The following is a 23,370-nucleotide window of genomic DNA, read 5'->3' as shown; positions in this document are numbered from 1 at the left end:
TCAAAGTTAGATCAGATTCCACAAGAGTTTAGAGAAGTTGCAGAAGAATTTTCTGAAAAGGGTTTTGTTACCATTGCAAGTGACACTTTAATTAATTGGGCGAGAACTGGATCATTACATTGGATGACATTTGGACTTGCGTGTTGTGCAGTTGAAATGATGCAAGCATCAATGCCTAGATATGATCTTGAAAGATTTGGCGCAGCGCCAAGAGCATCACCAAGACAATCCGATGTTATGATTGTAGCAGGAACTTTAACAAACAAGATGGCACCAGCTTTGAGAAAAGTTTATGATCAAATGCCAGAGCCCCGTTATGTTATCTCAATGGGCAGCTGTGCAAATGGTGGTGGTTATTATCACTATTCTTATTCTGTAGTGAGGGGCTGCGATAGAATTGTTCCCGTTGATATTTATGTTCCAGGATGTCCTCCAAGTGCAGAGGCTTTGTTGTATGCAATATTACAATTGCAAAAAAAAATAAGAAGAGAAGGATCTTTGCAACGATAATGAAAACATTAGATGAAGTAAAAACTATCATTGAAGGAAGCCCAAATTTTAGACTTGCTAAAATTGAAATTCAAAATGATAATTTAGTTTGTAACTGTAATGCAGATCTATTGATTGATAATGTTGTTCAATTAAAAAGACATTCAGATTTAAAATTTAGACAACTAGTTGATATTCTTGCAGTAGATTATCCAAATAGAGAAAAACGTTTTGAAATTATTTATTTATTTTTAAGTCATGAAAATAATTTAAGAATAAGTATTAAAATTGATTTAGAGGATCAACAAAAAATTCAAACTCTAACCAATGTGTTTCCTTCTGCAAACTGGTTGGAAAGAGAAGTTTTTGACATGAATGGTATTGAATTTAGTGACCATCCTGACTTAAGAAGAATTTTAACAGATTATAATTTTGAAGGTTTTCCTTTGCGAAAAGATTTTCCTTTAACTGGTTATAAAGAAGTCAGATATGATCCAGAGACAAAAAAAGTAGTTTACGGCCCAGTAAAGTTGCAACAAGCCTATAGAGATTTTGATTTTAAAAGTCCTTGGCAAGGACCTGATTACATTAAAAAAGAACAAGAAAAGAGTGGGGAATAATGTCTAAAGAATTTAAAACAGTTAACTTAAACTTTGGACCTCAACACCCTGCAGCGCACGGTGTTTTAAGACTTATTTTAGAATTAGATGGTGAGGTTGTTGAAAGAGCAGATCCTCACATTGGATTATTACATAGAGGAACTGAGAAACTTATAGAGCATAAAACGTATACTCAGGCCGTTCCATATTTTGATAGACTCGATTACGTAGCGCCAATGAATCAAGAGCATGCATTTGCGCTTGCTGTAGAAAAATTACTTAATATTGACGTTCCAATTAGAGCTAAAAACATCAGAGTTGCTTTTTGTGAAATTGGTAGAATTTTAAGTCATATTTTAAATATCACTACACAAGCTTTAGATGTTGGAGCGCTAACACCTTCTCTTTGGGGGTTCGAAGAAAGAGAAAAATTAATGGTATTTTATGAAAGGGTTTCAGGTTCAAGATTACATGCTAATTACTTTAGACCAGGTGGAGTTCATATTGATTTACCAACCGGATTAGACAAAGATATTTTAGAGTTTTGTAAATCTTTCCCAAAAGTAATTGATGATTTAGAAAATTTATTAACTGATAATAGAATTTTTAAACAGCGAAATGTTGATATTGGAATTGTTTCTGTTCAAGAAGCTTTAGATCATGGTTTCTCAGGAGTTATGATTAGAGGTTCAGGCATACCTTGGGATTTGAGAAAATCTCAGCCATATGATGGTTATGAAAACTATGAGTTTAAAGTACCGGTTGGAAAAAATGGAGATTGCTATGACAGATACCTTTGTCGTATTGAAGAAATGCGAGAAAGTGTAAAAATTATAATTCAAGCTCTTTCTAATTTACCAGATGGTCCGATTATGACTTTAGATACTCGAGTTGGACCTCCCAAGAGATCAGATATGAAAACTTCAATGGAAGCATTGATCAATCACTTTAAACTTTACACTGAAGGTTACAGTGTTCCAAAAGGCGAAACTTATGCAGCTGTTGAAGCTCCTAAAGGTGAATTTGGAGTTTATTTAGTAGCTGATGGAACAAACAAACCTTATCGTTGTAAAATTAAAGCACCAGGTTTTACACATTTACAAGCAATGGATTATTTAATTAAAGGCCATATGTTAGCTGACGTTCCAGCATTACTCGGATCAATGGATATTGTTTTTGGAGAAGTTGATCGATGAGCGGAAAACATGTAGCCAAAAATCAACCTTCATCTTTTGCGTTCACAGATGAAAATAAAATGAAGATTGAAGAGGTTTTAAAAAAGTATCCTGAGAGTAAAAAAAAGAGTGCGGTGATGCCTCTTTTATATATCGCTCAAAGACAAAATAATAATTGGATACCACTCGCTGCAATACAATTAATCGCAGATATGTTAGAAACTACATATATCAAGGTATATGAAGTAGCTACGTTTTACACAATGTATAATCTAGCGCCTGTTGGAAAATATTTTGTACAAGTATGCACAACAACTCCATGCATGATTAGAGGATCAGGAAAAGTTGTTGAAGTATGTAAAAAACATATCTCTGAAAAACAAGGACATTTAAATAAGGAATTAGATAGTTCATGGATAGAAGTTGAATGTTTAGGAGCTTGCGTTAACGCTCCAATGGTTCAGATTAATGATGATTATTTTGAAGATTTAAATGCTGAAAAAGCTGAAGCTATAATTAAAGGTTTTAAAGAAGGTAAATTGCCAAATATAGGCTCTCAATCCGGGAGAAAAGGTTCTGAACCAATTCAAAACCGTACAACACTATTAAATAAAAATGCTTAAAGATACAGACAGAATTTTTAGGAACTTATATGGAGATGAAAGCTTTAATCTTTCCAACGCTTTGAATCGAGGTGATTGGAAAGATACAAAAGAAATTATTGCAAAAGGAAAAGAGTGGATCATTGATCAAGTAAAAAAATCTGAATTAAGAGGAAGAGGCGGTGCAGGATTTCCAACTGGAATGAAGTGGTCTTTTGCTCCAAAAGAACCAACTACTGATAGACCTCATTATCTTGTTATTAATGCAGATGAGTCTGAACCAGGAACTTGCAAAGATAGAGATATACTTAGATATGAACCACAAAAATTGATCGAAGGTTCTTTAATAGCTGCATACGCTGTGGGAGCTAAAGCTTGTTATGTTTATATTAGAGGAGAGTACGTTAATGAGGGTAAAGTTTTACAACAAGCTATCGATGAAGCTTATGAAAAAAATCTAATTGGAAAAAATGCTGCTGGCAGTGGTTGGGATTTTGATATGTATATTCATTTCGGTGCTGGTGCATATATTTGCGGTGAAGAAACTGCACTGCTAGAAAGTTTGGAAGGTAATAAAGGTCAGCCAAGATTAAAACCACCATTTCCAGCATTAGTTGGTTTGTATGGCTGTCCAACAATTGTAAATAATGTGGAAACTATTGCTGTTGTGCCTACAATTTTAAGACGCGGACCCGAATGGTTTGCCTCTTTTGGAAGGCCTAAAAATAGAGGAACAAAAATTTTTTGTATATCAGGTAACGTTGTTAATCCTTGTAATGTTGAAGAAGAAATGAGCATACCGTTAAAAGAATTGATTGAAACTCATGCAGGTGGTGTCATAGGTGGATGGGATAATTTGCAAGCTGTAATTCCAGGTGGATCTTCAATGCCATTATTACCGAAAAAAGTTTGTGATAATATTTTGATGGACTTTGATGCTTTAGTAGAAGCTAAAAGTGGGATGGGAACTGCAGGAATAGTTGTGATCGATAAATCACAAGATATTGTCTCTTGCATTTCAAGAATTTCAAGATTTTATAAACACGAAAGTTGCGGTCAATGCACACCATGCAGAGAAGGGTCTGGTTGGTTATGGAGAATGATGGAAAGAATTAATAGAGGTGAAGCTGAAATACATGAAATTGATATGTTATTAGAAGTTACAAAACAAATTGAAGGACACACGATTTGTGCATTTGGAGAAGCCTCAGCTTGGCCAGTTCAAGGTTTATTAAGACACTTTAGAGAACAAATGGAAGAGAAGTGTTCAAACTTAGCTAATAGAAAGATTGCTTAATGCCAAAAGTAACTGTTGATGGAATAGAAGTAGAAGTTGAATCTGGGTCAACAGTACTGCAAGCGTGCGAAGCTGCAGGAAAAGAAATCCCAAGATTTTGTTATCATGAAAGATTATCAATAGCTGGTAATTGCAGAATGTGTTTAGTTGAAATGGAAAAATCACCTAAACCTGTAGCATCATGTGCGATGCCTGTAATGGATGGACAAGTGATAAAAACAAATACTCCAATGGTAAAAAAAGCAAGAGAAGGAGTCATGGAGTTTTTATTAATTAACCACCCATTAGATTGCCCGATTTGTGATCAAGGAGGCGAATGTGATCTTCAAGACCAGGCATTTAATTATGGAGGCGGTAGATCCAGATATGAATTAAACAAAAGATCAGTTGATCAAAAATATATGGGTCCTTTGATCAAAACCCACATGAATAGATGTATTCACTGTACTAGATGCGTTAGATTTTCTGAAGAGGTAGCAGGGGTTTCTGAAATCGGAGCAATCAATCGTGGTGAAAATATGGAAATTACAACCTTCTTAGAAAACACAATTGAATCTGAAATGTCTGGAAATGTAATTGATTTATGTCCCGTTGGTGCACTCACTTCAAAACCTTATTCATATGAAGCAAGACCGTGGGAGCTTAATAAAGTTGAAACTATCGATGTTATGGATGCTGTTGGCTCCAATATTAGAATGGACTCAAAAGGTTGGGAAGTTAAAAGAGTTTTACCAAGAATTAACGATGAAATTAATGAAGAATGGATATCAGATAAAACCCGTTATGCTTGTGACGGTTTATTAAACAATAGAATAGATACACCTTTCATTAAAAAAGATGGTGAATTCAAAGAGGCATCATGGAAAGAAGCTTTAAATTTTATAAACCAAAACTTAGAAAATAAAAAAACTTTTGGCGGACTAGTTGGTCAACTTGTTGATCTTGAAACAAGTTATGCTTTTAAAAAGTTATTCAAGAATGTTTTTAATTCTGAGTTAGTTGATTTTAGACAAAAGGATATTTTATTTGATACATCAAATACTTTTAATTTTAAATTTAACACAACAATAAGCAAAATTGATGAAGCTGATTTTATTTTATTAGTTGGAGCAAATCCTAGATTAGAAGCTACGATAATAAGTTCAAGAATTAGAAAAGCAGTTAAATCTGGATGCAAAGTATTCTCAATCGGAGATCCTGGAGACCAGCATTATAAACTTAAGGTTATTGGCAATAATATCTCTATTTTAGATGATTTGGTATTTGGCAATATATCAGAATCAAAACTATTTAAAGAAGCAAAAAATCCTGTAATTATAATAGGTGAGAGTGTTTTAAAATCTGAAATATCTAAAAATGTAATTTCTTCAGTTCAAACCTTATTAAAAGATATTAACAAATTAGATAGCTTTAATATACTTCACCAGTCTGCATCAAATGTAGGTTCATTAATTTTAGGTTTGCAAACAGAAAATTTACAGAAAGTTTATGATGCTGATGTTTTATATTTATTAAATGCTGATGAAGTGAATATAGATAAAAAAAATAATCAATTTATTATTTATCAAGGTTCGCACGGTGGTGAAAATTCTAGATTTGCTGATGTTATATTACCAAGTGCTGCCTACTCAGAAAAAAATGGTTCTTTTGTAAATTTAGAAGGAAGGGTACAAAGATCTTATAAAGCCAGCTACCCTCCAGGTTTTGCAAAAGAAGATTTTGAAATATTTAATGATATTGCAAAAGGTAAAGGATCTAATCATCATTATGTTTCTTTTGAAAGTTTAAGAGAAGAAATGATTAATGAGCATAAATTTCTAGGCATTTATGATGAAATTCAACCATCAGATATTGAAAATCTTAAAATTGAAAGACATGTTAAAAAAGAACATCTAATTGAAATAAATAATGTCGATTACTACCAGACTAATATTGTAGCAAGATCTTCTCAAACAATGAATGAATGCAAATTAGCTAAACAACAACCAAGAAAAACTGGAACAGAAAATTAATGTTAAACGATTATTTAAATATCATATTTTTTGATGTCTTAAAAATTATGTTTTTGCTCGTACCTGTTCTTATTGCAGTAGCAATGATTGTTTGGGTAGATAGAAGAGTTTGGGGTTTGGTTCAATTAAGAAGGGGACCAAATGTTGTAGGACCTTTTGGTTTGCTTCAAACTGCAGCGGATGCTTTAAAATATATTTTTAAAGAAATTATAATTCCTGCTGGTGCAAACAAAGTAATATTTATTTTAGCTCCAGTTGTTACGATGTCATTAGCTCTTTTAGCTTGGGCCGTTATCCCATTTGGTGAAAATATTTATGTAGCTAATATCAATGTTGGTATTTTATATTTATTTGCTGTTTCATCTCTTGGTGTTTACGGAATTATTATGGCGGGCTGGGCTTCAAATTCAAAATATCCTTTTTTAGGAGCGTTAAGATCAGCTGCGCAAATGGTTTCTTATGAGGTTTCGATTGGTTTTATTATAGTGACGGTTTTATTGTGTGTTGGATCCTTGAATCTAATTGATATTGTAGTTGCACAAAAAAAAGTTTGGTTTGCAATACCACTTTTTCCAATGTTTGTAATTTTTTTTATATCAGCTTTAGCAGAGACGAATAGACCGCCATTTGATTTACCAGAGGCAGAAGCAGAGTTGGTTGCAGGTTATCAAACAGAATATTCTGGTATGATGTATGCTCTTTTTTGGTTAGGTGAGTATGCAAATATTTTATTAATGTGTGCCATGGGTTCTATATTATTTTTAGGAGGGTGGTTACCTCCAGCAGATATTTTTCCATTAAATGTAATACCTTCTCCTTTATGGTTAGTTCTAAAAATTCTTTTATTGTTTGTTGCGTTTGCATTAATTAAAGCAATTGTTCCTAGATATAGATATGACCAATTAATGAGATTAGGTTGGAAAGTTTTTTTACCTGTATCTTTAACTTGGGTAATTCTTGTGTCAGGTTTTTTAGTTTATTTTAAAATGTTGCCGGTAAATTAATATGAAATTTAATAGATTATTAAAAACAATATTTTTAAGTGAGTTTGTTAAAGGATTATATTTAGCAATCAAATTCATGTTCAAGCCAAAAGCAACAGTTAACTATCCCTTTGAAAAAGGTCCTATTAGTCCAAGGTTTAGAGGTGAGCATGCTCTTAGAAGATATCCTAATGGTGAAGAAAGATGTATAGCTTGTAAACTTTGCGAAGCTGCGTGCCCGGCTCAAGCAATTACCATTGAGTCAGAGCCTAAAGACGATGGCTCAAGAAGGACCACGAGATACGACATTGATATGGTGAAATGTATATATTGCGGTTTATGCCAAGAGGCTTGTCCAGTAGATGCAATTGTTCAGGGACCTAATTTCGAATTTACAACTGAAACCAGGGAAGAATTATACTACACAAAAGAAAAGCTTCTCGAAAATGGCGATCGTTGGGAGACTGAAATCGCAAATAACATTAAATTGGATAAACCTTATAGGTAATTATGTTAGCGCACGCTTTAATTTTTTATTTATTTTCTTTTATTGCCATTTCTTCATCATTGGCTGTTATTTCATCAAAAAATACCGTGCATGCTGTATTTTTTTTAATTTTAGATTTTGTCAGTATATCTTGCCTCTTTATTATGATGGGTGCTGAGTACTTAGGTATGTTGACATTGATTGTTTATGTAGGCGCGGTGGCAGTATTATTTTTGTTTGTAGTAATGATGTTAAATGTAAATTTTAAAGATCTTAGAACTGGCTTTCTAAGTTACTTACCTTTTGGTTTATTAATCGGAATAGTAATAATCATTGAGCTTGGAATGATGATTGGTACGTGGAAATACAAAGACTCTTTTATCAAAACATCAGAAATTAAGATAAGTTCTAAAGTTTCAAATACAGAAGCATTAGGAAATGTTTTGTATACTGATTTCATTCATTATTTTCAAATTTCAGGGATAATTCTATTAGTTGCAATGATTGGTGCAATTTTATTGACCTTTAGACAAAAAGAAAATTTAAAAAGACAAGACATTACCAAGCAAGTTTCAAGAGAAAGAGATGATGGTGTTTCATTAGAAGAAGTTGAAAGCTTTAAGGGAGTAAAATTAAATGATTGATATTTCACTAGGTCATTATTTATTTTTAGGAGCTATAATTTTTACTATTGGAATTATTGGTATATTTTTAAATAGGAAAAACGTTATTGTTCTTTTAATGTCAATTGAGTTGATTTTGATTTCAGCGAACATTAACCTTGTAGCTTTTTCAGTTTATTTACAAGATATAGTTGGACAGGTTTTTACAATGTTTGTTTTAACGGTTGCAGCAGGTGAAGCTGCCATTGGTTTGGCGATATTAGTAGTATTTTTTAGAAATAAAGGAAGTATTCATGTTGAAGACATCAATACTTTAAAAGGTTAGAGCGTGGCTTATACAATTATTTTCGCACCTTTGATCGGTTTTTTAATAACAGGATTATTTGGAAGAAAAATTGGTGACCTTGGTTCACAGATTGTTACAAGTTCACTAATTTTCTTATCAGCTATAATATCTTGTTATTATTTATATCAATTCATCATTGGATCTAATGTTTTAAATTTTGTTATTTTTAACTGGATTTCATCAGGTCAACTTAATTTAAATTGGTCTATCTATATCGATACACTTACAGCTGTAATGCTTGTAGTTGTAACATCAGTCTCATTTTTAGTTCATGTATACTCAATTGGTTACATGAGTCATGATCCAGATAAACCTCGTTTCATGAGTTATCTATCCTTATTTACATTTGCAATGTTAATGCTGATCACTTCAGATAATTTTTTACAATTATTTTTTGGATGGGAAGGTGTTGGGCTAGCTTCATATTTGTTAATTGGTTTTTGGTTTAAAAAACCAAGTGCAAATGCTGCTGCAATAAAAGCATTTGTGGTTAATAGAGTGGGTGACTTTGGTTTGGCAATTGGAATATTTTTAATTTATAAATATACAGGCTCTTTAAACTTTTCAGAAGTATTTAAAGCAGTTCCAAGTTTACTTGATAAAAAGATTAATTTTATAGGAACAGATGGAAATTTAATTACTTATATTTGTGTGTTTTTGTTTATAGGTGCTATGGGAAAATCAGCTCAACTTTTTCTCCACACCTGGTTGCCAGATGCCATGGAGGGCCCTACACCAGTTTCAGCACTAATTCATGCAGCTACAATGGTTACTGCAGGTGTATTTTTAGTAGTAAGATGCTCCCCGATTTTTGAATTTTCACCTTTTTCACAAAGTTTAATTGTAACCATTGGTGCTTCAACTGCTTTTTTTGCTGCCACTATTGGTTTGGTTCAAAATGATATTAAAAAAGTCATAGCTTATTCTACATGCAGTCAGCTAGGTTATATGTTTTTTGCAGCAGGTATAGGCGCTTATCATATTGCAATATTTCACTTGTTTACTCATGCTTTTTTTAAAGCTTTATTATTTTTGTGTGCAGGCTCTGTAATTCACAGCTTACATGAAGAGCAAGATATTCGAAAAATGGGAGGAATTTATAAAAAAATTCCATACACATATGCCTTTATGGTTGTAGGAACTCTAGCCATAACTGGGTTTCCTTTTTTGTCAGGATTTTATTCAAAAGATGCAATTTTAGAAGCTGCATATTTTTCAACAAATAGTATGGGCATGTACGCAACATCAATTGGTGTTTTCACCGCTTTGCTAACGTCAATTTATTCTTGGAGATTGATTTATAAAACTTTTCATGGAAATTATAAAAATGAAAGTTATGAATTCCATAAGGTTCATGAGTCACCTCCAGTAATATTAATTCCGTTATTTGTATTAACGATAGGCGCAATATTTGCAGGCTTTGTATTTAAAGATATATTTATTGGTACTGACCATCAAAATTTTTGGAAATCAGCTATATTTTTTAAAGAACAGTTTGAGCTAAAACATCCTCCTTTATGGTTTTTATTATTTACTCCAATTTCTGGTGTTATCATAATATTCGCTGCCTATTATTTTTATGTAAGAAATGAAAAAATTTTAGAAAATTTAAAACAAACACATAAGCCATTATATAATTTTTTACTCAATAAGTGGTACTTTGATGAATTGTATGACTTTTTATTTACAAGGCCTGCTAAAGCAATTGGCTCATTTTTTTGGTCAAAAGGCGATGTAAAAATTATAGATGGTTTTGGGCCAAATGGATTTGCAAAGATAATAAAAATTTTATCTGACCGTGCTGTATTATTTCAATCTGGGTATTTATATCATTATGCGTTTGTCATTTTAATTGGATTAACAATTTTATTAACTTATTTAATAATATGAACGAAATACCTATCTTAACATTAACAACATTTATACCTCTAATTGGTGTTTTCTTTTTACTTTTTTTAAAAGGAGAAGAAGAATTTGTTAACAGAACATCAGGTTATATTTCTTTATTAACAAGCGGAATAGTATTTTTAGCTTCAATTTTAATATTAAATAATTTTAATTATAACAATCCTGACTTCCAATTTATTGAGCAACATGACTGGATATTTAATTTTGTAAATTACAAAGTTGGAATAGATGGAATTTCTTTATCATTTATATTACTAACAACTTTCATTACTCCAATTTGTATTTTAGCAACGATTAATAGTGTTAAAAAAAGATTGAGGGAATTCTTGATTGCACTTCTATTAATGGAAACAATGATGATAGGTGTCTTTTGTTCATTAGATTTGTTTATTTTTTACTTATTTTTTGAAGCTGGGTTAATTCCAATGTTTTTAATTATTGGAATTTGGGGCGGTGAAAAAAGAGTGTATTCCGCGTTTAAATTCTTTTTATACACTCTCTTTGGATCAATATTTATGTTGATTTCAATTATCTATATTTATTTTGATGCGGGAACTTTAGATGTTGAAAAGCTTTTAAATATTCAAATTAATAAGGATTATCAAAAATATTTATGGCTTGGTTTTTTTGCATCTTTTGCTGTCAAAACACCGATGTGGCCGGTTCATACCTGGTTACCCGATGCACACGTTGAGGCGCCCACATCTGGATCAGTAATTTTAGCTGCAATTCTACTTAAAATGGCGGGTTATGGTTTTATAAGGTTCTCATTGGGTTTATTTCCAGATGCATCAGTTTATTTTGCTCCATTAGTTTTTGCCTTAAGTATTATCGCAATTATTTACACATCTTTGGTTGCTCTTGTACAAAAAGATATGAAAAAGTTAATAGCATATTCATCCGTTGCCCATATGGGTTTTGTAACAATAGGTATTTTTGTATTTAACAAACAAGGAATTGAAGGAAGTATATTTCAAATGATTAGTCACGGAATAATATCATCCGCCTTATTTTTATGTGTAGGTGTAGTTTATGACAGGATGCATACAAGAGAAATCTCAGAATATGGTGGTGTTGTAAATATAATGCCAAAGTATGCGGTAATGTTTATGGTATTTACACTAGGTAGCTTAGGTTTACCTGGAACTAGTGGTTTTGTTGGTGAGATTCTAGTTTTAATTGGGTCATTTAAATACAATTATTGGATCGCATTTTTTGCAGCAACAGGGGTCATTTTATCTGCCTGTTATAGCTTGTGGTTATATAGAAGAATTGTGTTTGGAAAAATCACAAATGAAAAAATTCAAAAATTAACTGACTTAAACAAAAATGAGTATTTAATGTTAACACCATTATTAATCATGACTATTGTTTTAGGTTTTTATCCTGCTTTAATACTTGATCTAATTTCATCAAGCGTTGACAAAGTTTCTAACAATATGACGGATTATATTAAATTGGTGGGAGCTGTAAAATAAAATGATAGAATTACAAAATATTTTTCCTGAAATTTTTCTAACGCTTTCACTTTTAATTTTATTGGTTGCCGGTGTATTTTTAAAAAATTCTTTTTCGTTGATCAAAAAAATAACCATTATATTATTATTAATTTGTATACCGCTTGTATATGTTAATTATGATAACCAAATTTTGATTTTTAATAATAATTATTCAATTAATAATTTTTCAAATTTATTAAAAATAATTATTTTAATTTCTTCAGCCTTTTCATTAATTTTTACTGGTCAATATTTAAAAAGATTAAAGATAGAAAAATTTGAATATATGATACTGATTTTATGCTCAACATTAGGAATGTTTGTAATGGTGAGTACAAACAATTTAATTGGTCTATATTTAGGTATCGAGTTACAATCATTATCATTATATGTGCTCTCTTCAATTGACAGAAATTCTTTAAAATCCTCTGAGTCTGGTGTTAAGTATTTTGTTTTAGGAGCATTATCATCAGGATTATTTTTATATGGCTGTTCATTGATTTACGGATTCACTGGTTCTACAAATTATTTAATTATTAACGAGAATTTTACTGTTGAAAATATTGGTTTAATATTTGGTTTAGTTTTTGTTATCGTTGGATTAGCATTTAAGGTTTCTGCTGTACCTTTTCATATGTGGACACCAGATGTTTATGAGGGTTCGCCAACTGCGGTTACAGCGTTTTTTGCTCTTGCCCCAAAAGTTGCCGGTATGGGAGCATTTATTCAAATTTTATTTGTTGCTTTTGGTGGAGCTTTTGCTGAATGGAAAACTATTATTATATTTATATCAGTTGCATCTATGATTTTAGGATCAGTAGCCGCGATAGGTCAAACGAATATAAAAAGACTAATGGCTTATAGTAGTATTGGGCATATGGGTTATGGCCTTGCAGGTCTTGCTACAGGATCATTATCAGGTATTTCTGCAACATTATCTTATATTTTTATTTATGTAGTGATGAATATTGCGGCTTTTACATCAATTCTTTTTTTTAGTAGAGATAAAAAATATTGTGAAGACATAAGAGATTTAGGAGGGTTATCAAAAAACCATCCAGTAGTTGCTGTTTGTTTTTGCATTATATTATTTTCACTTGCAGGCATTCCACCTTTAGCTGGATTTTTTGCAAAGTTTTACATCTTTAAATCTGTAATAGAGTCAGAAATGTATATTTTGGCTGTGATAGGTTTGTTAAGTTCCGTGATATCAGCTTTCTATTATCTAAGAATAATAAAAATTATGTATTTTGATACTGAACAGGAAAAATTTGATGATATATCTGGACTTGGCATGAAATTTTCATTGTTTTCATCGTCTTTTTTAATTTTGTTCTATTTTATAAATCCATCTTTTTTAGTTAATATAACTGAAATAGCATCTAAGGTTTTTAATTAAATTTGAATTTATCGCACGTTTCTTTATTGGACAAAACAAATAGCACAAATGAATTTTGTATTAATTTGATTAAGAATAACATCTCAACAAATGGTATTGTTTCTGCAGAAATCCAAACAAATGGAAGAGGACGATATGGAAATAAATGGGTTTCAAAAAAAGGAAATATTTTTTTAAGTTTTTATAAAAAAATTAGATTACAAAGAGATATTATAAAATATCAGTATAAAGTTTTAAAAATAGTAAAAAACTTTTTAATAAAAAAAGGCTTAAAAGAACAAAATATTCAAATTAAAGATCCTAACGATATTCTAATAAATAATAAAAAAGTATGCGGAATATTAGTTGAGAGTTATAAAAATAATAAAAGTTTATTTGTAATAGCTGGAATTGGGCTTAATTTAGCCTCGAGTCCTAACTTAAAAAAATACAAAACTACATTTTTAAATAAATATTTAAAAAAAAAGGTTAACAAATTAGACTTTTTAGAGTTTATAAAAAAAAATTTTAATAAATTATAAAATGATTTTATTAGTTGATATTGGTAATACGAGTATAAAATTAGCTTTATACAATCCCAGAAATAATAAAATTGCCAAACCAATTTCATTGCTTACATACTCAAAAAAAACTTTATCATTCATTAAATCTTATTTAAAAAAAAATAATATTAGAGTGATATTCTCAACCTCTGTTGTCCCAAAAATTTTTAATATTTTAAAATCATTTACTTCTAAGCAAAATATAAAACTTTATGAATTTAATGATAAAAAAATTACCAAATCAATTAAAATTAATGTTAAAAAAAAATCTCAAGTTGGTTCAGACCGAATTGTAAATTCTGTAGGCGCTTTAAGCTGTTACAACAAAAATTGTATTATTATTGATTTTGGCACTACTACAACATTTGATATTGTCCAAAAAAACAATATTTATCAAGGAGGAGTTATTGCACCAGGTATCGAGCTAGCTTTGAAAGCTTTAAATCGATTTACAGCAAAATTGCCTTTAGTAAAAATTACTAAACAAAAAAATGTCATTGGAAAAGATACAATTGCAGCTATCAAATCAGGTGTATTTATTGGATATACTTGTTTGATTGACGGCATTATTGATAAAATTCAAAAACAATCCAAAAAAAAATACCTTATTATTTTAACTGGTGGTTATTCAAAATTATTTAAAAAATCCTTAAAGTATAAAACAATTGTAAATCAAGACATTACCATTTATGGACTTGTTAAAACTATTAAACAGAATAGAGAAATTTTTGATGAGTTCTAAAGAAGAAATTTTGTTTTGTCCTCTTGGGGGATCCGGCGAAATTGGTGCAAATATGAATTTATATGGTTTTGGTGAGCCTAATAATCATAAATGGTTAATGGTAGACTGTGGTATTACATTTGCAGAAGAAAGCGTTCCAGGGATTGATGTTATAATTCCTGACCCAGACTTTATTTATCAAAATAAAAATAATTGTGCTGGAATTATAATAACTCACGGTCATGAAGATCACATAGGCGCCTTAACACATGTTTGGCCAAATTTAAAAACTAATATATATGCAACACCTTTCACAGGTGCATTAATTAGAGAAAAATTTAAAGAAAAAAGAATTAGTATAGATGAATATTTGAAAATAATTCCTTTAAATGGAAATATAAATTTAGAATTTTTAAAAATTGATCTTGTATCTTTAACACATTCAATTTTAGAGCCCAACGCATTGTTAATTGAATACAAGGATAAAAAAATTTTTCATACTGGTGACTGGAAATGTGATCTTAATCCAATGATGGGTAATAATATTAATGAAAAAAAATTAAAGGAAATTGGAGACAAGGGGATATTAGCAATGATTTGCGACTCAACTAATATTTTTACTGAAGGAAGATCTGGTTCAGAAAAAGATGTTAAAGAAAGTATGCTTAGAATTTTTGAAAAACAACAAAAAAGAATAATTGTAACAACCTTTGCTTCTAATGCTGCTCGAATGCAAACTGTATTTCAATGTGCTGAAAAAGTTGGAAGACATGTGAGTTTAGTTGGTAGGTCTATGCATAGAATATTTAATACTGCAAAATCTTGTGGATATTTTTCTGATATCAAACCACCATTAGATCCAAGAGATACTAAACAAATGCCAAGGGAAAAAATTGTTTACCTTTGTACTGGAAGTCAAGGAGAACCAAATGGAGCAATGAATAGAATTTGTAACGAAACACATCCTGATATTAATGTTGCTCAAGATGATACTGTGATTTTTTCATCAAGAATTATTCCAGGTAATGAAAAAAAACTTTATTCAATGCACAACATTTTAGTAAGAAGAGGTATAAACGTTATATCTGAAGAGAACGCATTTATTCATGTATCTGGTCATCCTGGCAGAGAGGAAATGCACGAAATGTATGATTGGATTAGACCAGAAATTTCAGTACCGGTTCATGGTGAGCACCGTCATTTAAAAGAGCACAACCTTTTTGCAAAGGAAAAAAAAATAAAGCAACCAATGTTGATAGAAAATGGAGATGTCCTTAAGATTTTTCCAAATAAAGCAGAGATAATAAATAAAGTAAATTCTGGTAAGCTCTTAGTCGATGGTAATAGATTAATTGATGAGGAGTCTCCAGCTCTAAAAGAGAGAAAAAATATTTCATATAATGGTTTAATGGATATTAATTTAATAATTTCAAGAAATGGTAATGTAGAAAGATCTCCTTTGATAAATCTTAGAGGACTTCCTTTGCATAATCAGGAATTAAATGAAATTAAATATGAATTAGAAGATAAAATATTAGATATTTGCAGAAGTTACTCTCTAAATAATAAAAAACAGGAAAATAATCTTATTGATAATTTAAAAAACTCTCTCAGAAAAATTTTACAATCTAGATTATCAAAAAAACCTTTTACTAATATAAATTTAATTCGTTTATAATGTCCATTACAGGATCAATTGTTGTTTTTATAATTTTATGGTGGCTTGTTTTATTTATAATTTTACCTAGAAATATAAATTCACAACATGAGAAAGGAAATATAATTGAAGGTACCGATCCTGGAGCACCTATCAACCCTAATATTGTTAAAAAATTAGTTATAACGACATTTATTACGTCTTTATTATTTGCGATCATCTTTGTTTTGACTTATTTTAATATTTTAAACATTAGAGAAGTTTTATCTTAATGAAATTATCAAATTATTTTTTACCCATTTTGAAAGAAAATCCCTCAGAGGCTAAAATTAAATCTCATCAACTAATGCTAAGAGCGGGTATGATAAGACAGTCCACCTCAGGTATTTACTCTTGGTTACCAATGGGCTTTAAAGTTTTAAAAAATATTGAGCAAATTGTTAGAGAAGAGCAAAATAAAGCTGGAGCTATAGAATTATTAATGCCAACAATTCAGTCTGCAGATATTTGGAAAGAGAGCGGTAGATATGATGATTATGGTAAAGAAATGTTAAGAATTTCTGATCGGCATGAAAGGGATTTGTTGTATGGCCCAACAAATGAAGAACTAATTACTCAAATCTTTAGAGATAATATTAAATCTTACAAAAATTTACCTTTAATGCTTTATCATATTCAATGGAAATTTAGAGATGAAATAAGACCAAGATTTGGTGTTATGAGATGCAGAGAGTTTCTGATGAAAGATACTTATTCTTTTGATATAGATAAAGTTGCCGCAGAGTTTTCTTATAAGAAAATGTTTTTGTCATATCTTAAAACTTTTCAAAAATTTGAACTTAATGCAATTCCTATGAAAGCAGAAACTGGACCAATAGGAGGAGACCTGTCTCATGAGTTTATAATTTTAGCAGATACTGGTGAAAGTGAGGTTTTTTTAGATAAAAATTTATTAGATATAGATGTTAATGAAGTAGATTATTCAGAAAAAAATATTAATGAAATTATAGAAAGATTTTCTAAATTTTATTCTGCTACAGATGAAAAACATGATGTTAATGAGTTTGAAAATAACGTATCCAAAGAAAATCAATTAAGGACGAAAGGTATTGAAATTGGTCACATCTTTTATTTTGGTGACAAATATTCAAAATCTATGAAAGCTTTAGTTAATAATAAAGAAGGAAAAAACATAAACCCTCAAATGGGCTCATATGGAATTGGTGTTTCAAGGTTACCAGCAGCAATTATTGAGGCAAAATACAATGGTACTTTTATGAAATGGCCAAAGACAGTTACTCCATTTAAAGTAGCAATTATCAATCTCGGCAAAAATGGAGATGAGGCTGATCAAAAATCCAATGAAATATATCAGTATTTAATTAATGCTAATCTTGATCCAATTTTAGACGACACATCTGAAAATCCATCTAGTAAATTTAAAAACTTTGATTTAATTGGAATTCCATATCAAATTATAATTGGATCAAAATTAAAAAAAGATGAATTTGAATTTAAAGAAATTGGTGAAGAAAAATTAATTCTATCAAAAGAAGAAGTTATTAATAGGTTAAAAGAAATCTATAACATTGATAAATAAAGCTGAAATTTTAATTATCTCAAGATATCTAAAACCAAAAAACAAAGATGGTTTTTTAAGAGTCATATCTAATTTTTCTTTTATTGGAATAATGCTAGGTGTAGCGACATTAATTATAGTAATGTCTGTTATGAATGGCTTTAGAATAGATTTGCTGGATAAACTTTTAGGGTACCAACCACATATTTCATTTCAATCTAAAGGAAAATATAATTTAGAAAAAAAAAGCATCATAAACCTTGCTAAAAAAAATAATTTAAAAATTTCAGATCTTAATTTAGTAAATAATTCTGAAGCATTAATTCTTACACAAAATAAAAATTATGGAGTTTTAGTAAAAAGTTTTTCTAAAAATGAGATAAAAGATATTTATTTTCTAAAAAATTCTATTGTTAAAGGAAAAGTAAATGAAAATGGAATTGGAGTAGGATTAGAATTGGCAAGCAAATTGTCTTTAGATATAGGTAATAATCTAACCTTATTATCAAATAATACAGAAACAACTCCTTTTGGTATTTTGCCAAGACAATTTAATTTTAAAGTTAGTTTTATATTTAATACTGGAATGTATGAATTTGATAATAACTTTTTGATTTCAGATTTAGATCAAAGTAAATTTTTTTCAAATAAAGAAAATGAAATTGAAATAAGAATAAACAACCCTGATAACTCAAATAACTTTACAAGTATCTTAAAACAAAAATATAATGATCGTCTCATATATTCATGGGTAGATAGTAATAAAACATTTTTTGATGCTCTAAAAGTTGAAAGAAATGTAATGTTTATTATTTTAACTTTAATTATAGTTGTTGCAGCTTTTAATATAATTTCGGTATTAACCATTTTGATTAAAAACAAATCTAAAGAAATATCGATTTTAAGATCAATAGGTTTTAGAAAAAATTCAATACTTAAAATTTTCCTACTAACTGGAACAACAATAGGTTTATTAGGAACGGCACTTGGTGTTATACTCGGTATTTTTATATCTTATTATCTAGAAAATATCAGAAGTTTTTTGAATAATAATTTTAATATTAATATTTTTCCTTCAGAAATATATTTTTTAAGTGAATTGCCATCTTATATTAATTATGACTCTGTTTTATTGATTTCAATTTTTTCAATTTTAATTGTTTTTATTGCATCCTTATTTCCTGCTTTAAGCGCCTCCAAACTTGAACCAATTAAAAACTTAAAAAATGAATAAAAGTTTTTTGCAAATTAAAAGTTTAAAAAAAAAATTTATTGATTCGACTGATGAAATTGTAGTTTTAGATGATATAAACCTTGATTTAACAACAAATAAATTGGTAGCATTAACAGGGCCATCAGGCTCTGGAAAATCAACATTTATTCATTTACTAGGATTGTTAGATATACCCGATAGGGGAGAATATAATTTAGATACTTCAAAGAATTTATTTAATTTAAGTGATAAAGAAAAATCTGACTATAGAAGAGGAAATATCTCAATTGTTTTTCAGAATTTTAATTTAATTTCAGATTTAACTGCATTAGAAAATGTAATGTTGCCCAATCTCTATACAGGTGAAAGCAAATCTAAATCTTTAGAGTTAGCAAAAAATTTATTAACAAAAGCTGGTTTAGAAAATAGATTAAATCATACACCAAAGGAATTATCAGGTGGAGAGCAGCAAAGAGTTGCCATTGCTAGAAGCTTAATAAACAAACCCAAGCTTATATTAGCAGATGAACCAACTGGAAGCTTAGATTCAAAAAATGCAGAAGTAATTTTAGATATGTTTATAAATTTTAAAGATGAAAATTCTTTAATATTGTTTGCAACTCACAATAAATCACTTGTTAATAAGTCAGATTTAGAATTAACAATTTCAAATGGAACTGTTAATTTTAATTAATGTCTGCAGAAGCAATTAATTTAAAAATACATTCCCAATTTTCAATTTGTGAAGGTGCAATAAAAATTGATAAATTGGTTAATTACTGCAAAGAGCATAGTGTTACAGCAGTAGGACTTTGTGACTCTGAAAATTTATCTGGAGCTTTAGAATTTTCTTCACAACTTAAGAAAGAAGGCATTCAACCTATAATAGGAACAAAAATTTATATAAAAGAAAATGTAGATGGAAAAATAACCTACGGAACAGCATCGCTGTATGCAAAAGATCAAATAGGCTATAAAAATTTACTAAAACTATCTTCTAAATCTTATCTCGATCTACAAGAACATGACGACAAGCCAAATATCAATTTAAATATATTAAAAAAATATCATGAGGGAATAATTATACTAATAGGTGGAAGTTTTAGTTTTTTTTCAGATTTATTAGTAAAAAATAAAGATGAATACTGTTTCAACGAGGTAAAAAAACTTAAAGATATTTTTAATGATCATATTTATATAGAAATTCAAAGACATGATGAGCTTCATGAAAAACAACTTGAAAAAAAGTTAATTAAATTATCATCTGATGCAAACATACCATTAATTGCAACCAATGAAGTATTTTATCTGGAACAAGATTCATATAATGCTCATGACGCTTTTATTTGTGTTGGTGAAAAAAGCTATGTTAATGAAAAAAACAGGTTAAAATATTCTAATCAGCATTATTTTAAAAAAACAAGTGAATTTGACATTCTTTTTGCTGATTTGCCTGACGCTCTCGAAAATAACAAAAACTTTAAATATAAATTTAATTATTTCCCAAAAAAAAGTAATCCATTACTTCCATCTTTTTCTGAAAATGGAAAAGATACTAATCAAATATTAAAAGATAAAGCAGAGAAAGGTTTAGAAGAAAGATTAGAAAAATACGTCTATCCAAGGTTAGGTGCCAATGCTGAAAAAAATGAAACAAGAAAAGATTATTTTGACAGACTGAATTATGAAATTTCCGTAATTTCAAAAATGAAATTTTCTGGGTATTTTTTAATTGTATCTGATTATATAAATTGGGCTAAATCAAATAATATACCTGTTGGGCCAGGAAGAGGATCGGGTGCTGGATCGCTTGTTGCTTGGTGTTTGTCTATCACAGATTTAGATCCTATTAGATTTGGTCTACTCTTTGAGCGTTTTTTAAACCCAGATAGAATATCAATGCCAGACTTTGATATAGATTTTTGCCAAGAAGGTCGCGATGAAGTTATCAATTATGTTAAAGACAAATATCCAAATAAAGTTGCACAAATCATCACTTTTGGAAAACTTCAAGCTAGAATGGCATTACGAGATATTGGTAGAGTTTTGGGTTTACCTTATGGAAGAGTGGATCAGCTTTGTAAAATGATACCATTCGACCCGTCGAGACCATTATCTTTAGCGGAGTCAATTGCAATAGAACCAAGATTACAAGAAGCTGAAAAAAATGATCCAGTAATAAAAAAATTAATTAATTACGCTTTGAAACTTGAGGGATTATATAGAAATGTAGCTACACACGCGGCAGGAGTTGTTATTGGTGATAGAAATTTAGATGAATTAGTTCCTCTTTATAAAGATTTATCCTCAACCTTACCAATTCCAGTAACTCAATTTGATATGAAATCATCAGAGGACGCTGGTTTAGTTAAATTTGATTTTCTTGGTTTAAAAACTTTAACAGTAATTAAAAAAACTATCGAGTTTATTCAAAAGGACAAGCGTGATTTCGATATAAGTAAAATTAATTTAGCAGATCAAAAAACTTTTGAGCTGCTTAGTTCTGGGGAAACTATGGGTATATTTCAACTTGAAAGCTCTGGTATGAGGGAGGTTTTAAAGCAGTTAAAACCAAATAAATTTGAAGATATTATAGCATTAGTAGCATTGTATAGACCTGGCCCAATGCAGAATATTCCAGCTTATATTTCTAGAAAACATAAAAAAGAGGAAGTTGATTACATTCATCCAAAATTAGAAAATATTTTAAAGGAAACATATGGGGTAATAATTTATCAAGAGCAAGTAATGCAAATTGCTCAAGCGTTATCAAGTTTTAGTGCAAGTAAAGCAGATATTTTAAGAAAAGCTATGGGTAAGAAAAAATCAGCAGAAATGGAGCGTCAAAAAAAGGATTTTATAGATGGGGCTGTTAAAAATGGTATTTCAAAAGATCAGGTTATTTACATTTTTCAATTAGTAGAAAAGTTTGCACAATATGGTTTTAACAAAAGTCATGCTGCCGCATATGCATTAATTGCTTTTCAAACAGCATACCTTAAAACCCATTATCCAATATATTTTTTTTGCGCTTCCATGAATACAGAACTATCAAATACTGATAAATTAAATTTATTTTATGAAGAATTAAAAAGATTAAAAATTGATATAAAGCCACCAAATATTAACTTTTCATATGCAGAATTTTTACCTCGTGATAAAACTATTTATTACGCATTATCAGCAATAAAAGCTGTTGGTTATGATGCTATTTCAAAAATTGTAGATGAGAGAGAGAGAAATGGAAAATTTAATTCAATTTCTGAATTTTTAAGCAGAGTAGAAAGTAAAAACTTAAATAAGTTACAATTAGAGGGATTAATCAAGTCTGGATCGTTAGATATTTTAGATAATAATAGAAAAAAACTTTTTGAGAATGTTCCGGAATACATAAAACAATCAAAATCCTCAGATGAAGTTAGTGATAATGAACAAGATCAATTATTTTCAAATGAATTAGAGAATGATCAAAGTAATATAAAAGAATTAAATGTATTAGATTGGGATAAAAATGAAAAAATAAAAAAAGAATTCGAGTCAATTGGTTTTTTTGTTGGAGAACATCCTTTAAAATCAAATTTTCAAGTCTTAAAAAAATATAACGTATATTCATATCAAGAATTAAAAGATAATAATACTCTTAAAGATGGAATGATTGCTGGAACATTAATTTCAATTCAAGAAAAAAAAACTGCAAAAGGCAATCCTTATGGGATCATCAAGTTAGTTGATCTCAGTTCAATGTATGAACTTTTCATATTTTCAGAAAAATTAGTAGAAAATAGATCTAATCTTGTTGTCGGTAATTCTTTTTTAGTAAAAGTAAAGAAAGAAACCACCAAAGATAATATTGAAAGAATTAATTTAGAAAATATATTTTTTATCGATGATTTGAAAAATCAAACTATTGATCAGGTAAGTTTTAAAATTGAAAACATCAAATCTTTAGATGTTATTAAAAATAGATTGAAAGAGAAAGGTTCTTCAATTGTAAATATTATTTATAAAGATAAAAATTCTAAAGAGTATTCTTTCAAAATACACCATAAATTAAATGTAAGACCATCTGATATTGAATTTCTTGAAAATTACCAGATTAAGCCAATTTTTTAGTAAATTTTCAGTTGAAATTTTAGCGACCAGATATATAAGCCACATAAAAAAACGCACAGAGAAAGTGGCTTTTGCCCCCGGTCTGCATTTGCAGTAGCTTCTCTGGAGGATTAACCGGAAAGGATA

21 protein-coding genes are annotated in these 23,370 nt (G+C 29.5%); all 21 read left to right on the top strand.

Features of this window, described 5'->3' with window-relative positions; all coding sequences use genetic code 11:
* A partial coding sequence (locus tag ACTTAQ_RS05515) for a NuoB/complex I 20 kDa subunit family protein (protein WP_440696287.1) occupies positions 1-510 on the top strand: 510 nt, incomplete at its 5' end.
* The gene (locus ACTTAQ_RS05510; protein ID WP_440696285.1) at positions 510-1,109 is read left to right on the top strand and encodes an NADH-quinone oxidoreductase subunit C; all 600 of its coding nucleotides are present in this window, start codon (positions 510-512) and stop codon (positions 1,107-1,109) included. The genes ACTTAQ_RS05515 and ACTTAQ_RS05510, both read left to right, overlap by 1 nt.
* Entirely contained in the window at positions 1,109-2,284 is a 1,176-nt protein-coding gene (locus ACTTAQ_RS05505) for an NADH-quinone oxidoreductase subunit D (RefSeq protein ID WP_440679321.1), read from the top strand. Before ACTTAQ_RS05510 ends, ACTTAQ_RS05505 begins: the two co-directional genes overlap by 1 nt.
* Positions 2,281-2,886, top strand: coding sequence for an NADH-quinone oxidoreductase subunit NuoE (gene nuoE, locus ACTTAQ_RS05500; RefSeq protein ID WP_440696283.1), 606 nt, complete (start codon positions 2,281-2,283; stop codon positions 2,884-2,886). Before ACTTAQ_RS05505 ends, nuoE begins: the two co-directional genes overlap by 4 nt.
* Complete coding sequence (nuoF, locus tag ACTTAQ_RS05495) at positions 2,879-4,162, top strand: NADH-quinone oxidoreductase subunit NuoF (protein ID WP_440696281.1); 1,284 nt, start codon at positions 2,879-2,881, stop codon at positions 4,160-4,162. Before nuoE ends, nuoF begins: the two co-directional genes overlap by 8 nt.
* Positions 4,162-6,174 (top strand): NADH-quinone oxidoreductase subunit NuoG, encoded by a 2,013-nt coding sequence (gene nuoG / locus ACTTAQ_RS05490; RefSeq protein WP_440696279.1) that lies wholly within the window; start codon positions 4,162-4,164, stop codon positions 6,172-6,174. Before nuoF ends, nuoG begins: the two co-directional genes overlap by 1 nt.
* Positions 6,174-7,178: an NADH-quinone oxidoreductase subunit NuoH gene (nuoH, locus tag ACTTAQ_RS05485; protein ID WP_440696277.1), complete on the top strand. Its 1,005-nt coding sequence runs from the start codon at positions 6,174-6,176 to the stop codon at positions 7,176-7,178. Before nuoG ends, nuoH begins: the two co-directional genes overlap by 1 nt.
* A 1-nt stretch (position 7,179) precedes the next feature.
* Positions 7,180-7,665, top strand: a complete 486-nt coding sequence (gene nuoI, locus ACTTAQ_RS05480) for an NADH-quinone oxidoreductase subunit NuoI (protein ID WP_440696275.1) — start codon at positions 7,180-7,182, stop codon at positions 7,663-7,665.
* A gap of 2 nt (positions 7,666-7,667) precedes the next feature.
* Positions 7,668-8,288: an NADH-quinone oxidoreductase subunit J gene (locus ACTTAQ_RS05475; protein ID WP_440696273.1), complete on the top strand. Its 621-nt coding sequence runs from the start codon at positions 7,668-7,670 to the stop codon at positions 8,286-8,288.
* Positions 8,284-8,592, top strand: a complete 309-nt coding sequence (nuoK, locus tag ACTTAQ_RS05470; RefSeq protein ID WP_440696289.1) for an NADH-quinone oxidoreductase subunit NuoK — start codon at positions 8,284-8,286, stop codon at positions 8,590-8,592. The genes ACTTAQ_RS05475 and nuoK overlap by 5 nt, the downstream gene beginning before the upstream one ends.
* A 3-nt stretch (positions 8,593-8,595) precedes the next feature.
* Complete coding sequence (nuoL, locus tag ACTTAQ_RS05465; RefSeq protein ID WP_440696271.1) at positions 8,596-10,503, top strand: NADH-quinone oxidoreductase subunit L; 1,908 nt, start codon at positions 8,596-8,598, stop codon at positions 10,501-10,503.
* Complete coding sequence (locus tag ACTTAQ_RS05460; protein ID WP_440696269.1) at positions 10,500-11,999, top strand: NADH-quinone oxidoreductase subunit M; 1,500 nt, start codon at positions 10,500-10,502, stop codon at positions 11,997-11,999. The genes nuoL and ACTTAQ_RS05460 overlap by 4 nt, the downstream gene beginning before the upstream one ends.
* A 1-nt stretch (position 12,000) precedes the next feature.
* Positions 12,001-13,419 carry an NADH-quinone oxidoreductase subunit NuoN gene (gene nuoN / locus ACTTAQ_RS05455; RefSeq protein ID WP_440696267.1) on the top strand — a complete coding sequence of 473 codons (1,419 nt, stop codon included), beginning with the start codon at positions 12,001-12,003 and terminating at the stop codon, positions 13,417-13,419.
* A gap of 26 nt (positions 13,420-13,445) precedes the next feature.
* The gene (locus ACTTAQ_RS05450) at positions 13,446-13,940 is read left to right on the top strand and encodes a biotin--[acetyl-CoA-carboxylase] ligase (RefSeq protein WP_440696265.1); all 495 of its coding nucleotides are present in this window, start codon (positions 13,446-13,448) and stop codon (positions 13,938-13,940) included.
* Between the two features lies 1 nt (position 13,941).
* A complete protein-coding gene (locus ACTTAQ_RS05445; RefSeq protein ID WP_440696263.1) occupies positions 13,942-14,703 on the top strand; it encodes a type III pantothenate kinase in 762 nt (253 codons plus the stop codon).
* Positions 14,693-16,360, top strand: coding sequence for a ribonuclease J (locus ACTTAQ_RS05440; protein WP_440696261.1), 1,668 nt, complete (start codon positions 14,693-14,695; stop codon positions 16,358-16,360). Before ACTTAQ_RS05445 ends, ACTTAQ_RS05440 begins: the two co-directional genes overlap by 11 nt.
* Entirely contained in the window at positions 16,360-16,611 is a 252-nt protein-coding gene (locus ACTTAQ_RS05435) for a DUF1467 family protein (RefSeq protein WP_440696260.1), read from the top strand. The genes ACTTAQ_RS05440 and ACTTAQ_RS05435 overlap by 1 nt, the downstream gene beginning before the upstream one ends.
* Entirely contained in the window at positions 16,611-17,939 is a 1,329-nt protein-coding gene (gene proS, locus ACTTAQ_RS05430) for a proline--tRNA ligase (protein WP_440696258.1), read from the top strand. The genes ACTTAQ_RS05435 and proS overlap by 1 nt, the downstream gene beginning before the upstream one ends.
* Positions 17,929-19,152, top strand: a complete 1,224-nt coding sequence (locus ACTTAQ_RS05425; RefSeq protein WP_440696256.1) for an FtsX-like permease family protein — start codon at positions 17,929-17,931, stop codon at positions 19,150-19,152. The genes proS and ACTTAQ_RS05425 overlap by 11 nt, the downstream gene beginning before the upstream one ends.
* A complete protein-coding gene (locus ACTTAQ_RS05420; protein ID WP_440696254.1) occupies positions 19,145-19,825 on the top strand; it encodes an ABC transporter ATP-binding protein in 681 nt (226 codons plus the stop codon). The genes ACTTAQ_RS05425 and ACTTAQ_RS05420 overlap by 8 nt, the downstream gene beginning before the upstream one ends.
* Positions 19,825-23,244 (top strand): DNA polymerase III subunit alpha, encoded by a 3,420-nt coding sequence (gene dnaE / locus ACTTAQ_RS05415; protein ID WP_440696252.1) that lies wholly within the window; start codon positions 19,825-19,827, stop codon positions 23,242-23,244. The genes ACTTAQ_RS05420 and dnaE overlap by 1 nt, the downstream gene beginning before the upstream one ends.
* Positions 23,245-23,370: the final 126 nt, after the last annotated feature.

It is taken from the genome of Candidatus Pelagibacter sp. HIMB109 (genome assembly GCF_052048155.1).
Classification (GTDB): domain Bacteria; phylum Pseudomonadota; class Alphaproteobacteria; order Pelagibacterales; family Pelagibacteraceae; genus HIMB114.
The sequence above is the reverse complement of the archived record's forward strand: the minus strand, read 5'-3'. Positions and strand labels throughout refer to the sequence as shown.

Coding starts and splice junctions, on each gene's coding strand:
- ACTTAQ_RS05505 (WP_440679321.1), top strand. CDS start 1,109: ATGTCTAAAGAATTTAAAACAGTTAACTTAAACTTTGGACCTCAACAC.
- nuoE (WP_440696283.1), top strand. CDS start 2,281: ATGAGCGGAAAACATGTAGCCAAAAATCAACCTTCATCTTTTGCGTTC.
- ACTTAQ_RS05420 (WP_440696254.1), top strand. CDS start 19,145: ATGAATAAAAGTTTTTTGCAAATTAAAAGTTTAAAAAAAAAATTTATT.
- nuoG (WP_440696279.1), top strand. CDS start 4,162: ATGCCAAAAGTAACTGTTGATGGAATAGAAGTAGAAGTTGAATCTGGG.
- nuoI (WP_440696275.1), top strand. CDS start 7,180: ATGAAATTTAATAGATTATTAAAAACAATATTTTTAAGTGAGTTTGTT.
- ACTTAQ_RS05510 (WP_440696285.1), top strand. CDS start 510: ATGAAAACATTAGATGAAGTAAAAACTATCATTGAAGGAAGCCCAAAT.
- nuoN (WP_440696267.1), top strand. CDS start 12,001: ATGATAGAATTACAAAATATTTTTCCTGAAATTTTTCTAACGCTTTCA.
- ACTTAQ_RS05440 (WP_440696261.1), top strand. CDS start 14,693: ATGAGTTCTAAAGAAGAAATTTTGTTTTGTCCTCTTGGGGGATCCGGC.
- ACTTAQ_RS05475 (WP_440696273.1), top strand. CDS start 7,668: ATGTTAGCGCACGCTTTAATTTTTTATTTATTTTCTTTTATTGCCATT.
- proS (WP_440696258.1), top strand. CDS start 16,611: ATGAAATTATCAAATTATTTTTTACCCATTTTGAAAGAAAATCCCTCA.
- ACTTAQ_RS05460 (WP_440696269.1), top strand. CDS start 10,500: ATGAACGAAATACCTATCTTAACATTAACAACATTTATACCTCTAATT.
- nuoH (WP_440696277.1), top strand. CDS start 6,174: ATGTTAAACGATTATTTAAATATCATATTTTTTGATGTCTTAAAAATT.
- dnaE (WP_440696252.1), top strand. CDS start 19,825: ATGTCTGCAGAAGCAATTAATTTAAAAATACATTCCCAATTTTCAATT.
- nuoF (WP_440696281.1), top strand. CDS start 2,879: ATGCTTAAAGATACAGACAGAATTTTTAGGAACTTATATGGAGATGAA.
- ACTTAQ_RS05445 (WP_440696263.1), top strand. CDS start 13,942: ATGATTTTATTAGTTGATATTGGTAATACGAGTATAAAATTAGCTTTA.
- ACTTAQ_RS05435 (WP_440696260.1), top strand. CDS start 16,360: ATGTCCATTACAGGATCAATTGTTGTTTTTATAATTTTATGGTGGCTT.